The sequence below is a fragment of the Burkholderia sp. AU4i genome, from assembly GCF_000466765.1.
GTDB lineage: Bacteria > Pseudomonadota > Gammaproteobacteria > Burkholderiales > Burkholderiaceae > Burkholderia > Burkholderia cepacia.
In genome coordinates this window covers 15,013-29,943 of record NZ_ASSI01000100.1, presented here as the reverse complement: position 1 = coordinate 29,943, position 14,931 = coordinate 15,013, and the positions used below count along the sequence as shown (strand labels likewise).

Annotated in this window: 13 protein-coding genes; 9 read left to right on the top strand and 4 right to left on the bottom strand. The window is 66.3% G+C overall.

The features are described 5' to 3' along the window. The first annotated feature begins 21 nt into the window (after nt 1-21). Entirely contained in the window at nt 22-1,512 is a 1,491-nt protein-coding gene (locus tag L810_RS22890) for an aldehyde dehydrogenase (RefSeq protein WP_021160698.1), read from the top strand. A gap of 51 nt (nt 1,513-1,563) precedes the next feature. Here the strand turns inward: L810_RS22890 and L810_RS22885 are convergent, their stop codons facing one another. The 3 genes from L810_RS22885 to L810_RS22875 form a co-directional block, all read right to left on the bottom strand. After that, the gene (locus L810_RS22885) at nt 1,564-2,076 is read right to left on the bottom strand and encodes a DUF4262 domain-containing protein (RefSeq protein WP_021160697.1); all 513 of its coding nucleotides are present in this window, start codon (nt 2,074-2,076) and stop codon (nt 1,564-1,566) included. 124 nt (nt 2,077-2,200) lie between these two features. Beyond that, nucleotides 2,201-4,054 carry an ABC transporter ATP-binding protein gene (locus L810_RS22880; RefSeq protein ID WP_042975748.1) on the bottom strand — a complete coding sequence of 618 codons (1,854 nt, stop codon included), beginning with the start codon at nt 4,052-4,054 and terminating at the stop codon, nt 2,201-2,203. A gap of 96 nt (nt 4,055-4,150) precedes the next feature. Continuing rightward, the gene (locus tag L810_RS22875; RefSeq protein WP_021160695.1) at nt 4,151-5,170 is read right to left on the bottom strand and encodes an alpha/beta hydrolase family protein; all 1,020 of its coding nucleotides are present in this window, start codon (nt 5,168-5,170) and stop codon (nt 4,151-4,153) included. Nucleotides 5,171-5,318: 148 nt separating this feature from the next. Here L810_RS22875 and L810_RS22870 point away from each other — a divergent pair, with 148 nt between their 5' ends. Beyond that, nucleotides 5,319-5,915, top strand: coding sequence for a TetR/AcrR family transcriptional regulator (locus L810_RS22870; RefSeq protein ID WP_042975746.1), 597 nt, complete (start codon nt 5,319-5,321; stop codon nt 5,913-5,915). A gap of 21 nt (nt 5,916-5,936) precedes the next feature. Here the strand turns inward: L810_RS22870 and L810_RS22865 are convergent, their stop codons facing one another. Further along, complete coding sequence (locus tag L810_RS22865; RefSeq protein ID WP_021160693.1) at nt 5,937-6,749, bottom strand: DNA-binding transcriptional regulator; 813 nt, start codon at nt 6,747-6,749, stop codon at nt 5,937-5,939. Nucleotides 6,750-6,912: 163 nt separating this feature from the next. On the opposite strand from L810_RS22865, the gene L810_RS22860 reads away from it, so the two are divergent. From L810_RS22860 to L810_RS22830, 7 genes are read left to right on the top strand one after another with little or no spacing between them, the layout of a single operon-like run. Then, a complete protein-coding gene (locus tag L810_RS22860; RefSeq protein WP_021160691.1) occupies nt 6,913-8,760 on the top strand; it encodes a bifunctional 3-(3-hydroxy-phenyl)propionate/3-hydroxycinnamic acid hydroxylase in 1,848 nt (615 codons plus the stop codon). 1 nt (nt 8,761) lies between these two features. Further along, on the top strand, nt 8,762-9,715 hold the full coding sequence (locus L810_RS22855) for a 3-carboxyethylcatechol 2,3-dioxygenase (RefSeq protein ID WP_021160690.1): 954 nt from the start codon (nt 8,762-8,764) through the stop codon (nt 9,713-9,715). A gap of 4 nt (nt 9,716-9,719) precedes the next feature. After that, nucleotides 9,720-10,508 (top strand): 2-keto-4-pentenoate hydratase, encoded by a 789-nt coding sequence (gene mhpD / locus L810_RS22850; RefSeq protein WP_021160689.1) that lies wholly within the window; start codon nt 9,720-9,722, stop codon nt 10,506-10,508. A 17-nt stretch (nt 10,509-10,525) separates the two neighbouring features. Beyond that, nucleotides 10,526-11,473 carry an acetaldehyde dehydrogenase (acetylating) gene (locus L810_RS22845; RefSeq protein ID WP_021160688.1) on the top strand — a complete coding sequence of 316 codons (948 nt, stop codon included), beginning with the start codon at nt 10,526-10,528 and terminating at the stop codon, nt 11,471-11,473. 15 nt (nt 11,474-11,488) lie between these two features. Beyond that, entirely contained in the window at nt 11,489-12,511 is a 1,023-nt protein-coding gene (dmpG, locus tag L810_RS22840; protein WP_330759430.1) for a 4-hydroxy-2-oxovalerate aldolase, read from the top strand. 58 nt (nt 12,512-12,569) lie between these two features. Further along, entirely contained in the window at nt 12,570-13,823 is a 1,254-nt protein-coding gene (gene mhpT, locus L810_RS22835) for a 3-(3-hydroxy-phenyl)propionate transporter MhpT (protein ID WP_042975743.1), read from the top strand. Nucleotides 13,824-13,837: 14 nt separating this feature from the next. Further along, on the top strand, nt 13,838-14,704 hold the full coding sequence (locus tag L810_RS22830; protein WP_021160685.1) for an alpha/beta fold hydrolase: 867 nt from the start codon (nt 13,838-13,840) through the stop codon (nt 14,702-14,704). The last annotated feature ends 227 nt before the right edge of the window (nt 14,705-14,931 follow it).

Genomic DNA, 14,931 nt, shown 5'->3' with positions numbered 1-14,931 from the left:
GGACTTTTCACGAGGATACGCATGAATCAATCGACATTCGAAGACTGGCAGGCCCGCGCGGCCGCGCTGCGGATCGAAGGGCGCGCGTTCGTCGACGGCGCCACGCGCCACGCGCAAACCGGCGCGACCTTCGCCTGCTTGAGCCCGATCGACGGTCGTGTGCTCGCGCACGTGGCCGATTGCGGCGCCGACGACGTCGACCTCGCGGTGGCGGCCGCGCGCCGCGCGTTCGACGCGGGCGTGTGGGCCGGGCTGAACCCGCGCGCGCGCAAGGCGGTGCTGCAGCGCTGGGCCGCGCTGATGCGCGAGCACCTCGACGAGCTCGCGCTGCTCGAGACGCTCGACACCGGCAAGCCGATCGCCGATACCACGGCGATCGACGTGCCGGCCGCCGCGCATTGCGTCGAATGGTATGCGGAAGCGATCGACAAGATCGGCGGTGAAGTGGCGCCGGTGGACCCTCGGCTGGTCGGGCTCGTCACGCGCGAGCCGATCGGCGTCGTCGCGGCCGTCGTGCCGTGGAATTTTCCGCTGCTGATGGCCGCCTGGAAGTTCGCGCCGGCGCTCGCGGCAGGCAACAGCGTGGTGCTCAAGCCGTCCGAGAAATCGCCGCTCACCGCGATCCGCGTCGCGCAGCTCGCGTGCGACGCCGGCATGCCGGCGGGCGTGTTCAGCGTCGTGCCGGGCGGCGCGGAACCGGGCAGGGCGCTCGCGCTGCATCGCGACGTCGACTGCATCGCGTTCACGGGGTCGACGCGCACGGGGCAGCAGATCATGGCGTGCGCCGCGCAGTCGAACCTGAAGCGCGTCTGGCTCGAGCTCGGCGGCAAGTCGCCGAACATCGTGCTGCCCGATTACCCCGATCTCGACCGCGCCGCACAGGCGGCCGCCGACGCGATCTTCTTCAACATGGGCGAAGTGTGCACGGCCGGCTCGCGCCTGCTCGTGCATCGCGACATCAAGGATGAATTCGTCGCGAAGCTGGTCGACGCGTCGCGGCGCTTCGTGCCCGGGCATCCGCTCGATCCGTCGGTGACGATGGGGGCGATCGTCGATCGCATGCAGCTCGATCGCGTGATGGGTTACATCGGCGCCGGGCGCGACGAGGGGCGCCTCGTGACGGGCGGTGCGCGCGTGCGCGAGGAGACGGGCGGGTTCTATGTCGAGCCGACGGTGTTCGAGGTGAAACCGGATGCGAAGATCGCGCGCGAGGAGATCTTCGGGCCCGTGCTGTCGGTGATCGTGTTCGACGACGTCGACGAGGCCGTGCGGATCGCCAACGACACGGAGTACGGGCTGGCCGCGGCGGTATGGTCGGCCGATCTGTCGACCGCGCATGCCGTTGCGCGGCGGCTGCGCGCGGGCACCGTGTGGGTCAACTGCTACGGTGACGGCAGCGACGACCTGAATTTTCCGTTCGGCGGCTACAAGCAGTCGGGCAACGGCCGCGACAAGTCGCTGCACGCGCTCGACAAGTACACCGAGCTGAAATCGACGGTCGTGCGGTTGTAGCGTCGGGCCGCGCGGCACGCTTGCACGGTGCCGCGCGATCCTGCGCGCGGGTCAGTGGTGTTGGTTGCCGGCGCCGAACAGGCGCGGCTGCGCGGCGTTCAACGCGTCGTCCGCTTCCGGCTGCCACGGGAACACCCCGTCGCGGTCGGGCCACAGCAACTGCACGCACGGGAACTCGTCGTTGCCGTAGAACCAGCGGTTCCAGCCGAGATGGGCTTCGTAGTGCGCCTTCTCGACCGGCATCAGCAGCGCGTTCGCGTTGCCGAAGACGGCATCCGTGACTTCGCCGACCGGCGGCGGCGTGCCGGCTGCGACCATCCGGTAGACGTCCCACAGCACGTCATGGACGATGCGCGCCGGCATCGAGAACACGATGAGTTCCGGAAAACCGTGGTTGACCCACAGCCCGGTCGTGAAAGAAAACCCGGGCGCGTCCCCTTCCGCGAACACTTCCGTGCGGAACCACCCGTGCTGACGAATCCGCTGCACGAATCGCTGCTCGTCTTCCTCGAGCACCGAATCGGGCGCGTCGAGCGCGGTGGCGATATCCGGTCGCGTGGTCATGCGGGGCTCCTTGGATCTGCGTCGGGCGACGGCAAGCCGGGGGCGGGCATCCCGCCGGCGGGAATGCGACCGCGGCCGAACCGGCCGACGATCGCCGTGCGCCATGTTGCCACAGCGCTCCCGCCTACTGCGCCGCCTTCTCCACCTCCGCCGTTTCACCGAGGAACCCGCCGCTCTGGTGCGCCCACAGCGCCGCATAGATGCCGCCGGCCTGCAGCAGTTGCTGGTGCGTGCCTTCCTCGACGATGCGCCCTTCGTCGAGCACGATCAGCCGGTCCATCGCCGCGATGGTCGACAGCCGGTGCGCGATCGCGATCACCGTCTTGCCGCTCATCAGGCCGTCGAGGCTGCGCTGGATCGCGACTTCGACCTCGGAATCGAGCGCGCTGGTCGCTTCGTCGAGCACGAGGATCGGCGCGTCCTTGAGCATCACGCGTGCGATCGCGACGCGCTGCCGCTGGCCGCCCGACAGCTTCACGCCGCGTTCGCCGACCTCGACGTCGTAGCCGCTGCGGCCGTGGCGGTCGCGCAGCCGGTCGATGAACTCGGACGCTTCCGCGCGCTCGGCCGCGTCCTGCATCTCGCGCTCGGTCGCGTCGGGGCGGCCGTACAGCAGGTTCTCGCGCATCGTCCGATGCAGCAGCGACGTATCCTGCGTGACCATCCCGATCGCTGCGCGCAGGCTGTCCTGCGTGACGTGCGCGATGTCCTGCCCGTCGATCCGGATCGCGCCGCCGCTCACGTCGTAGAAGCGTAGCAGCAGGTTCACGAGCGTCGACTTGCCGGCGCCCGAGCGGCCGATCAGGCCGATCCGCTCGCCCGGCCGGATCGTCAGGTTCAACCCGTCGAATACCGCGCGATCGTTGTCCTCGTGCGCGAACTGCACGTTGTCGAACACGATTTCGCCACGCTGCACCGTAAGCGGCTTCGCATCGGGCGCGTCGACCACGCTGCGCACCTTCGTCAGCGTGTTGATGCCGTCCTGGATCGTGCCGACGTTCTCGAACAGCTCGGTCATTTCCCACATGATCCAGTGCGAATAACTCGACAGGCGCAGCGCCATCGCGATCACGGCCGCGACGACGCCCGCGCTCGCCTCGCCGTGCATCCACAGATACAGCGCGAGCCCGGCGGAGCCGACCAGCAGCAGCGTCGACAGCAGGTGATTGACGACCTCGAACGCGCTGACGAGGCGCATCTGCGCGTCGCCGGTCTCCTTGAATGCTTCCATCGCGCGTCGTGCATGGTCGGCTTCCCGCCGCGTATGCGAGAACAGCTTCACGGTCGTGATGTTCGAATACGCGTCGGTGATGCGGCCCGTCATCAGCGCGCGTGCATCGGCCTGCCGGCTGCCGACCGCACCGAGGCGCGGCACGAAATACGCGCACGCCGCGCCGTAGCCGAGCGCCCACAGCACGAGCGGAATCATCAGCCGCCAGTCGAAGCTGGCGGCGAGCGCGAGGATGCCGATCAGGTAGGCGGTGACGCCGATCACGACGTCGACCGACATGAACAGCGCGTCGCGCACAGCCAACGCGGTCTGCATGATCTTGGTCGTCACGCGGCCCGCGAATTCGTTCGCGTAGAACGACAGGCTCTGGTCGAGCATCAGCCGGTGAAACAGCCAGCGCAGCCGCATCGGGAAGTTGATCGCGAGCACCTGGTGCTTGACCATCGTATGCAGCGCGATCAGCAGGGCACTGCCGGCGAGGATCGCCGCGAAACCGGCGAGCGTGCCGAAGTGCCGGCCGCCGAAATCCGCCGGCGTCGCGGATGCGAGCCAGTCGACCACGCGGCCCATCATCGCGAACAGCGCGGCTTCGTACGCGGCCAGCGCGGCCGACGTCAGCGCGATCAGCAGGATCCAGCCGCGCGCGCCTTTCGTGCACGCCCAGACGAACGAGAAGAATCCCTTCGGCGGCGTGACGGGATCTTCGAGCGGGAAAGTCGGCAGGCGCCGTTCAAACCACGAAAACATTGGAACCTCTCCTTGATGCGGCCATGCCAGCCGGCGCGGCCGTATTGCCTGTTTCAGGTGCGGCGCCTTCGCGGCGCCGCGGTACTGCACACGTGTTCACTGCGACCGGATCCACGCCTCGATCGGGGCGAGCGTGCCGGGCGCATACGCATGGCGGCCGAGCGCCATGTACAACCAAATCTTCCACGTCGGCCAGTCGGACTCGAGCTGGTAGTCGAACCAGCCGGCGCGCAGCAACCCATGCGTCGCACCGGGCACGACCACCACGCGCCGGTCGGGCCGGTTCGTGAAGGCTTGCGTGTAGGCATGCGCCTCGTCGACCGGATCGACATTGCGGTCCTGCGCGCCCCACACAGCCAGCACGGGCCCCTGCATCGTCGCGAGCGCCTGCGACGAATCCTCCAGGTAGTTGCGTGCGATGAAGCCGAAGCGGCGCGGCTCGATGTCGGGGCGCCGGCTCGGATCGGCCGGTACGTCCGACCGACCGAAGATTTGGTCGTTGTCGCGTCGCTCGGCGGCCAGTGTCGCATCGATTCGATCCGGCTGCAGGCCCGTTGCCTGGAGCTGCTGCCGGCTCAGGTAGGTGCCTTGCCGGCGCCAGCTGACGGCGCCGCCGACGATCACCGAGAACGCGGGCCGCACCGCATTCGCGACGCGCGGCACGACCCAGCCGCCTTGCGAGAAGCCGAGCAGGCCGATCTTGTGCGCGGGACCGACGACGGCGCGCACGCGCGCCATCGCGGCGATGGTTTCGTTCGCACGATCCTGCATCGATTGCCCGAGCCAGTCGCCGCCGCTGCGGCCGGTGCCCTGCTTGTCCCATGCGAACACGCCGATGCCGGCGTCGAGCAGGCTGTTGACGAGCGGCAGCATCGCGTCGTCGGAGAAGCGGGTGCGCGGCCCGTCACCGTGCACGAGCAGTACGATCGGCGCGCCGGGCGCATGGGCCGGCAGCGCGAGCGTGCCGGCGAGGTCGGCGCCGTTGGCGCGGAACGTGAGCGACGACACGTTCGCGCCCTTCAGCTCGAAGTCGGCGAGGCCGCGCAGCACGAGCGCACCGGCCACGACGAGCACGAACAGGACGAGCGCGATGCCGGCGATGACGATTCGTTTCAAGAGGCCTTCGGTACGGTGGCGTGAGTGGATGCCGCAGGCGGCATGTGCGGGGGCACGCTGCCTTGACGCCTGCCGGACGTCGCCACGATAATAGATCGATTAATCAGTCTAATAAAGATTCGAGTCATCGTCGAGTACGGAGTGCCTGTTGAGAAAGATCGACCCTGAAAGAGTGGAAGCGAAGCGGCGCCAGATCCTGGATGCCGCGATCGACTGTTTTGCGCGCGACGGCTTCCATGCGACATCCACGGCCGCGATCTGCAAGGCGGCCGGCATGAGTCCCGGCAACCTGTTCCACTACTTCCCGACGAAGGCGTCGATCATCGAGGCAGTCGCGCAGGACGACCAGCGCGAGATGGCCGAACTGTTCGCGCGGCATGCGGACGCCGACGACGCGCTGGCCGCGATCGAGGAAATCGCACTGACGTTGATGGAACTGTCGAGCGATCCCGTCTATGCGCGCATCTGCGTCGAGACCGCGGCGGAGGCGACGCGCAATCCGGACGTCGCCGCGCTGTTCGCGGCGAACGAGGCGCAGGTGAAAGGGCGGATGGTCGCGCTGATCAAGCGCGGCGTGGCGCAAGGGAAGATCGACGCAAGCCTGAAGCCCGACCTTGTCGCGACGTGGCTGCTCGCGCTCGCGGAAGGCGCGGTCGGGCGCGTGGTGTTCGAGCCGGGGTTCAAGCCGCGCGCGCACCGGGCGATGTTGCGGACGATCATTCAGCGGATGTTGAAGCCGCAGTGAGGATCGCTGCCGTGGATTTGCTTACGCCGATGGATGGGGCTGAGTCCCTGGTTCCAGCTTCAACGCTGCGGCAATCTCGGTCGCCGTTTTTTGCAACTCGGGCACATAGCGGCGAGTGGCATCTGCGAGACTGACCGCGCGCGACAGGAAGACGATATTGAGACTCGCGATCACGCGCTCGTCCGCGCTGATCGCGACCGCCACCGCGCCGATCTTCGCCTGTGCGGTCCAGTCCCCGTGATTCGAGCCGAAACCATCCTCTCGCACACGCCGGATCAGCTTGCGCACGAGCGCATCGTTTCTCGCGAACGCCTGTTGCTCTTCGCCGCCCGCACCGGAGCGCAGCAGTTCCAGAATGTCCTCACGCTCCTCGTCGGGGCACATTGCGAAGTAGGCGCGGCCCGCAGCCGTCAGCAAGATCGGCAAACGCCGCCCGACCATCGCGCGATGAAACGACAGCCGGCTGAAGCGATGCGTCGTCTCACGGATGATCATCGCATCGCCATCGGGCGTGGTCAGATCTGATGGCCACGCGACGCGCTGCAGGAGCTGCCCCATGATCGGCGGCGCCACGGTGGCGATGCGCTCGGTATCGGTGAAGCCCTCGCTCAGCGAACGCACGGCGAGCGTCAGGCGGAAGCTGTCGTCCGATGTGCTGCGGCGCACGAATCCTTCCTCCATCAACGTTTCGAGCAGGCGGCGCACCGTAGTGCGATGCAGGCCGGTCAGATCGGCGATCTGCTGACTCGTTGCGCGTCCGTCTTCCATCGCATTCAGAGCCCGCAGTACCTGGAGGCCGCGCGCCAGTCCGCGCACGTTCGTATAGGTTGTCACGGAAAAATCCCATTGAAATCAATCATGTGCATTCTATGCACATTCCGGAGATTTTGTTGAGGGGGTTATCCGCCATCCATAAACTGCGTTCATAAGCTGAACGATCGAGAGCCAGGCGCTTCGTCGGTTCAGCACATCGGACAAGCCCAGTCAGGAGACAAGCATGCGCCCCGCCTTTGAACCGGCGGCCGGCAACGGCCGCGCTCATCCTCACGAAACGACACACCGTTCGATCGACGCAGATGTCGCCATCATCGGCGCGGGCCCGGTCGGCCTGATGATCGCGAACATTCTCGGCCTGCAAGGGGTGCGCGTCGTCGTGATCGAGAAGCTCGCGCAGATCATCGACTATCCGCGCGCCATCGGCCTCGACGACGAAGCACTGCGCGTATTCCAGTCGGTCGGCCTTGTCGACGCTCTGCTGCCGCACACCACACCGAATCACTGGATGCGCTTCACGCTGAAAGGGAAGTGCTTCGCGTCGATCGAGCCGCGCACCGACGAGTTCGGCTGGCCGCGCCGCAATGCATTCATTCAGCCGCTCGCCGATCAGATTCTGTACAGGGGGCTCGGGCGTTTCGAGAATGTATCGACGCTGCTTGGCCACAGCGTCGACAGCTTCGTGCAGGACGAGAGCGGGGTGACCCTCGACGTGACAGACGCGAACGGTGCGAAGACGACGATTCGTGCCGCATACATCGTCGGTGCGGACGGCGGCAACAGTTTTGTGCGCCGCGCGCTCGACGTGCCGTTCGAAGGCCGCACGAAGCCGAATCAATGGATCGTGATCGACGTGCGCAACGACCCGATCGGCTCTCCGCATGTCTATCTGCATTGCGACGCGCGGCGTCCCTACGTTTCGGCGGCGCTGCCGCACGGGATCCGGCGCTTCGAGTTCATGGTGATGCCGGGCGAGACGGAGGAGGAACTGTCGAAGCCGGAGAACATGGCGGCGTTGGTGCGCGGGGTCGTCGACGATCCTGACAAGGTCGACTACATTCGCCGACGGGTCTATACGCACAACGCGCGGCTCGCGAGCACGTTCCGCGTCAAACGTATCCTGCTCGCGGGGGACGCTGCACACATCATGCCGGTGTGGCAGGGGCAGGGTTACAACAGCGGCATTCGCGACGCGAGCAATCTCGGCTGGAAGCTCGCGATGGTCGTGAAAGGCACGGCGCACGACGCGCTGCTCGATACCTACACGACTGAGCGGCGCGCCCACGCGCGCTCGATGATCCACCTCTCGGAAGTCGCGGGCGATATCTTCGCGCCGACGAGTTTCTTCGGATCGAAAGTGCGCGACGCGTTCGTGCGCTGTTTCGACATGCTGCCTTCCCTGAAGCGTTACTTCGTCGAAATGCGCTTCAAGCCGATGCCGCGCTATGAAGAGGGCGTCGTGCTTCTGGCGCGACGCGCGCGGTCCGAAGGGCTGCTCGCGCGCATGATCGCGAAGCGCGGACACGGCGCGTTCGGCAGGCTGGTCGGTTTGATGAGCGAGAAACGTGAATCGCTGATCGGGCGGATGGTGCACGGCCGCGATGCGCAGGCGGGCACTCCTGTGGGCCGCATGTTCATCCAGCCACGCGTGCGTCTGGTGGATGGCAGCATCGTCCGGCTCGACGATGCGATCGGCAACCGTTTCGCGATCGTGGGGTGGGGCACGGACCCGACTTTCGGCCTGACGCCCGAGGCGCGCCGCATCTGGAACGCGCTTGGGGGGTGCTTCGTGATCGCGAAGCCCGACCCGCAGCTCGCCTTCCAAGACGACGTGCCTGACGACGTGATCGCTGTTGGCGATGTCGACTCGCGCTTGCGCGACTGGTTCGCGCGCGTGCCCGAATCGGTCGTGCTGTTGCGGCCCGACCGCTTCGTGGCCGGCATGTGCTCGCCGCAATGTGTATCGGGTTGCGTGTCGCAGCTTGCGCAACGGCTGTCGCTTGTGATGGCAACGGGCGCGACGGCCAACGGCGCGACGTTCGCGCACGCCGCCGACCTGGTAGGGGCCTGAGATGCCGATTCATCTCGAATGCATGTCGCACACCCCCTTGCACGGGTATTTCGACCCCAGTCCGAAAGTCGTCGCGGAAGTCGAACTGGTGCAGCGCGCGGCGCGCGAGCGGGTCGATGCGTTCGATCCGGAGCTGGTGATCGTGTTCGCGCCGGACCACTACAACGGATTTTTCTACGACGTGATGCCGCAGTTCTGCATCGGCGTGAGTGCAACGGCCATCGGCGATTTCGGCAGCGCGGCCGGCCCGTTGCCCGTCGCGCGCGATGTGGCGCTCGCGCTCGCCGATGCCGCGCTCGCGAGCGATATCGACGTCGCCGTTTCGTATCGCATGCAGGTCGATCACGGCTGCGCGCAGGCGCTCGAGGTACTCACCGGTGGCATCGACCGCTATCCAGTGGTGCCCGTGTTCATCAACTCGGTTGCGCCGCCGATGGCGTCGTGCCGCCGCGCGCGGCTGCTCGGCGATGCGATTGGCCGTGCCGTCGCGCGCATGCCGAAGCGCGTGCTGCTGATCGGCTCGGGCGGCATTTCGCATGAGCCACCGGTGCCGGAAATCTCGGGCGCGGACGATGTCGTCGCGGAACGGTTGATCGCGGGACGCAACCCGTCACCGGAGTCGCGCGATGCGCGGCAATCCCGCACCGTCGCGGCGGCCAAGGCGTTCGCTGCGGGTGACAGCCGGCTGCATCCGCTCAATCCAGCATGGGACCGCGCGTTTCTCGAACTGCTCGAACGCGGTGAACTCACCGCCGCCGATGGCTTCACGAACGAAGCAATCACGCTTGAGGCAGGCAAGTCCGCACACGAGATCCGCACGTGGGTTGCGGCATTCGGTGCGCTTGCCGCGAGCGGTCGTTACGCGGCATCGATCGATTACTACCGCGCGATTCCGGAATGGATCGCCGGCTTCGGCGCGATGCACGCGCAAGAACAGGCCCTTTCCAGGAGATAGAACCATGTCGGATGACAGCAACATTCTTTCGATGGCCGCGCGCCTGCGTGAAGCGCAGGCCTCGCGTCGGACGATCGCGCCACTGCGCGAGACGTGTCCCGAAGGCGACGCGACACTCGCTTACGCGATCCAGCAGATCAACAACGACTTGCGCGCAGCGAACGGCGAGCGCGTCGTCGGCAGGAAGATCGGCCTGACTTCGCCCGCGGTGCAGAAGCAACTCGGCGTCGATCAGCCCGACTTCGGCGCGTTGTTCGCGTCGATGGCTTACGGCGACAGCCAGCCGATGCCGCTCGCCTCGTTGATTCAGCCGAAGGTCGAAGCGGAGATCGCACTCGTGCTCGAACGCGACCTGACCGCCGAAAAGCACACCTTCGCGGATCTGATCTCGGCGACCGCTTATGCGGTCGCCGCGGTCGAGGTCGTCGACAGTCGCATCCGCGACTGGGATATCCGGTTTTTCGACACCGTCGCGGACAACGCGTCGAGTGCGCTGTTCGTGCTCGGCAGCCGCCCGGTGCTGCTGCGCGATATCGATCTGACCGCTTGCGCGATGACGCTCACGCAGGACGGCGAAGTGCTTTCACGCGGCAATGGAAGTGCGTGCCTCGGCAATCCACTGAATGCGGCTGCGTGGCTCGCCGACCGGATGGCTCGACTCGGCACGCCGCTGCGCGCGGGCGAGATCGTGCTGACGGGTGCGCTCGGCCCGATGGTCGCGGTGAAGGCGGCCGGCACTTATACGGCGCATATCGAAGGGCTCGGCAGTGTGCGCGCCAGTTTCAGCGAATGACGGACGGAGACATTTCCATGGCAACAGACAACACGAGGTGCAAAGCCGCGATCATCGGATCCGGCAACATCGGCACCGACCTGATGATCAAGATCATGCGTCGCGGCAGGCATCTCGACGTCGCGGCGATGGTCGGCATCGATCCGGCTTCGGACGGCCTCGCGCGCGCCGCGAGGCTCGGCGTGGCGACGACGCATGAAGGCGTGGAAGGGCTGGCGCGCCTGCCCGTATTCGACGAGATCGACTTCGTGTTCGATGCGACGTCCGCCGGCGCGCATGTGAAGAACGACGCGTTCCTGCGCGCGCTCAAGCCCGGCATTCGCGTGATCGACCTGACGCCCGCTGCCATCGGCCCGTATTGTGTGCCGGTGGTGAACCTCGACGCGCATCTCGATGCGCCGAACGTGAACATGGTCACGTGCGGCGGACAGGCGACGATCCCGATGGTCGCGGCCGTGTCGCGGGTCGCAAAGGTGCATTACGCGGAGATCGTCGCATCGATCAGCAGCAAGTCGGCGGGGCCCGGCACGCGCGCCAACATCGACGAATTCACGGAGACGACGTCGAAGGCGATCGAAGCGGTCGGCGGCGCCGGAAAGGGCAAGGCGATCATCGTGCTCAACCCGGCCGAGCCTCCGCTCATGATGCGCGACACGGTCTATGTGCTGTCCGAAGCGGCAGACCGGGCGCAGATCGAAGCGTCGGTCGGCCAGATGGCCGCTGCGGTCCAGGCCTATGTACCCGGCTATCGCCTGAAGCAATCCGTGCAGTTCGACGAGATCCCCGCCGCTGCGCCGTTGCATATCCCCGGACTCAGCCGTTTCAGCGGACTCAAGACCTCGATCTTCATCGAGGTGGAAGGCGCGGCCCATTATCTGCCGGCCTACGCGGGCAATCTCGACATCATGACTTCCGCCGCGCTGGCAACGGCCGAGCGCATGGCTGCGTCGCTCGTGAACGCCTGAAGCAAGGAGCACCCGATCATGGACAAGAAACTCTATATCTCCGATGTGACGCTGCGCGACGGCATGCACGCGATCCGTCATCAGTATTCGATTCGGAACGTGCAGGACATCGCCCGCGCGCTGGACGAGGCGAAGGTCGACAGCATCGAGGTCGCGCATGGCGATGGCTTGCAGGGCTCGAGCTTCAACTATGGCTTCGGCGCGCATGGCGATCTGGAATGGATCGAGGCGGTCGCCGATGTGGTGAAGCACGCGCAAATCGCGACGCTGCTGCTGCCCGGCATCGGCACGATTCACGACCTGAAGGCCGCGTACGACGCGGGCGCGCGTGTCGTACGTGTCGCGACCCATTGCACGGAGGCGGACATTTCGAAGCAGCACATCGAATATGCGCGCAGCCTCGGCATGGATACCGTCGGCTTTCTGATGATGAGCCACATGACCACGCCTGACCACCTCGCTATCGAGGCGAAGAAGATGGAAAGCTACGGAGCGACCTGCGTGTACGTGGTCGATTCCGGCGGCGCGATGAACATGAACGACATCCGGGCGCGCTTCAGGGCGCTCAAGGCCGTGCTTCGCCCCGAGACCCACACGGGCATGCATGCCCATCACAACCTGAGCCTCGGCGTGGCCAACTCGATCGTTGCGGTCGAGGAGGGGTGCGACCGCATCGATGCGAGCCTGGCGGGCATGGGGGCGGGAGCGGGCAATGCCCCGCTCGAAGTGTTCATCGCGGCGGCCGAGCGCCTTGGCTGGCATCACGGCACCGATCTTTATCGCCTGCTCGATGCGGCCGACGATATCGTCCGCCCGTTGCAGGACCGACCGGTGCGGGTGGACCGCGAAACGCTCGCGCTCGGTTATGCGGGCGTGTATTCGAGCTTCCTGCGGCACTCTGAAATCGCGGCGAAGAAGTACGGCCTGAAAGCCGTCGACATTCTCGTCGAACTCGGCAAGCGACGCATGGTGGGCGGCCAGGAAGACATGATCGTCGACGTCGCGCTCGATCTCAAGAAGCGCGAAGCACGCGCCTGAACCATTCGGTATGCCACGCGCCATGAAGAGCGCTGCATCGTTCAACCTGGAGAGATCAATGAAAACGTCAACGGCTTCCCCCCCGCGCGCCGGTGGCGCCATCACCATCGGCTTGTGCCTCGCGGTCGCGCTCCTCGAGGGGCTCGACCTGCAATCCACCGGCATCGCCGCGCCGCGCATGGCACGCGAGTTTCATCTCGCGGTCGCGCAGCTCGGCTGGGCATTCGGCATCGGCGCGCTCGGCCTGCTGCCGGGCGCGGCGATTGGCGGCAGGCTCGCGGATCGCATCGGCCGCAAGCGCGTGCTGATGATGTCGGTCGCGCTGTTCGGGATATTTTCGATTGCAACGACCCAGGTGTGGGATCTGCAGAGCCTGCTCGTCGCGCGCTTTCTCACGGGCCTCGGTCTCGGTGCTGCGATGCCGAACCTGATCGCGCTGTGTGCGGAGGCGGCAGCGCCCGGACAACGCAGCACGGCAGTCGGCGCGATGTACTGCGGCATGCCTTTCGGCGCGGCGCTCGCGGCCGTGATCGGCATCGTCAGCCCGGGCGCTGAGGGCTGGCGGCACATTTTCTATGTCGGCGGGATCGGGCCGCTGTTGACCTTGCCGCTGCTGGCGCTCTTCCTGAAGGAGTCGACGCACTTCGTCGCGGCGAGCCAGTCTGCGACCCGCGAGTCGAAGGACGGCATCGTGCGCGCGCTCTTCAGCGACGGGCGCGCGGTGACGACCATCGCGCTGTGGATCAGCTACCTGGGAACGCTGATCGTGCTGTATTTCCTGATGAACTGGTTGCCGTCGATGGTGCTCTCGCGCGGCCTCACACCGGTACAGGCAAGCATCGTGCAGATGATGTTCAACATCGGCGGCGGCGTCGGTGCGATCGTGATCGCAGGGCTGATGGATCGCATGGGCAAGCGGCCGGTCGTGGTCGGCATGTATGCGGGCATCGCGATTGCGTTGCTGGCGCTCGCCAGCGCGACGGGCAGCGTGTCGATGGCATGGGGCGGCCTGCTGGCGGGGCTGTTTCTCGTCGGCACGCAATCGGTGCTGTATGCGCTTGCCGGGGCAACGTATCCGACGCGGGTGCGCGGCACGGGCGTCGGCGCAGCGGTGGCCGTCGGCCGTGTGGGTTCGATGGTCGGCCCGCTGATCGCCGGGCAACTGCTGGCGTTGGGCCAGAGCGCGTCGATGCTCGTGATCTCGAGCATTCCGCTCATCGTGATCGCGGCGCTCGGTGCGCTCGCCGTGGTCGCGAAATCTCCGCGCGAGTCGGCCAACGGCTCGCACACACTTGGAACCGAATCGATCTGACGAAGGACATCGACATGACTGACACCGTGATTCATACAGAGGCCGCGACCAGCAGGTTCGTGAACGTGATGGAAGGCGGCACGGAACTGCGCGTGCACTACAACGACACCGGCGCGGGCAAGGAAACGCTCGTTCTGCTGCACGGCTCCGGTCCGGGCGCGAGCGGCTGGGCGAACTTCCATCGCAACGTGGACGCGTTCGCGAACGCGGGTTATCGCGTGATCCTCGTCGACTGTCCCGGCTGGGGCAAGAGCGATTCGATCATCTGCACCGGCTCGCGCTCCGACCTCAACGCGCGTGTGCTGAAGGGCGTGCTGGATACGCTCGGCATCGAGCGCGCGCATCTCGTCGGCAACTCGATGGGCGGGCATAGCGCGGTGGCCTTCGCGCTGTCGTATCCGGAGCGCGTCGGCAAGCTGGTGCTGATGGGCGGCGGCACGGGCGGTCCGAGCCAGTTTGTGCCGATGCCTACCGAAGGCATCAAGCTGCTGCAAGGGCTGTATCGCAACCCAACGCTCGAGAACCTGAAGAAGATGCTCGACGTGTTCGTCTACGACGCGAGCACGATGACCGAAGAGCTGATGCAGACGCGGCTCGATAACATGCTGGCGCGGCGCGATCATCTCGAGAACTTCGTGAAAAGCCTGGCTGCCAATCCGAAGCAGTTTCCCGACTATGGTCACCGGTTGAACGAAATCAAGGCGCCCGCGCTCGTGATCTGGGGGCGCGACGATCGTTTCGTGCCGATGGATGTGGGCCTGCGGCTCGTGTGGGGCATGCCGAATGCTCACCTGCATGTATTCGGGCGATGCGGGCACTGGGCGCAGTGGGAGCATGCGGACGCATTCAATCGCATGGTGCTCGACTTTCTGCAAAATTAAGTGGCAGGCACGCGCGGTTGTCGCGGGTGCCGCGCCTCTTTCCTGCAAGCGGGGCAGTGGGCTCGGCACGTTCGGGGAAGCCGGGTTCATCGAGTCGCCCGAGTCGCTGAATGCGTACGTACCGTTCGGTCTCTGAAGGCTTTCACCCAGCAGAACCGGTAGGGCACGGATGTCGAGTCCGGTGCGTATGAGCACACGTCGAGGCTTGTTACGGGTGGTTGATCACA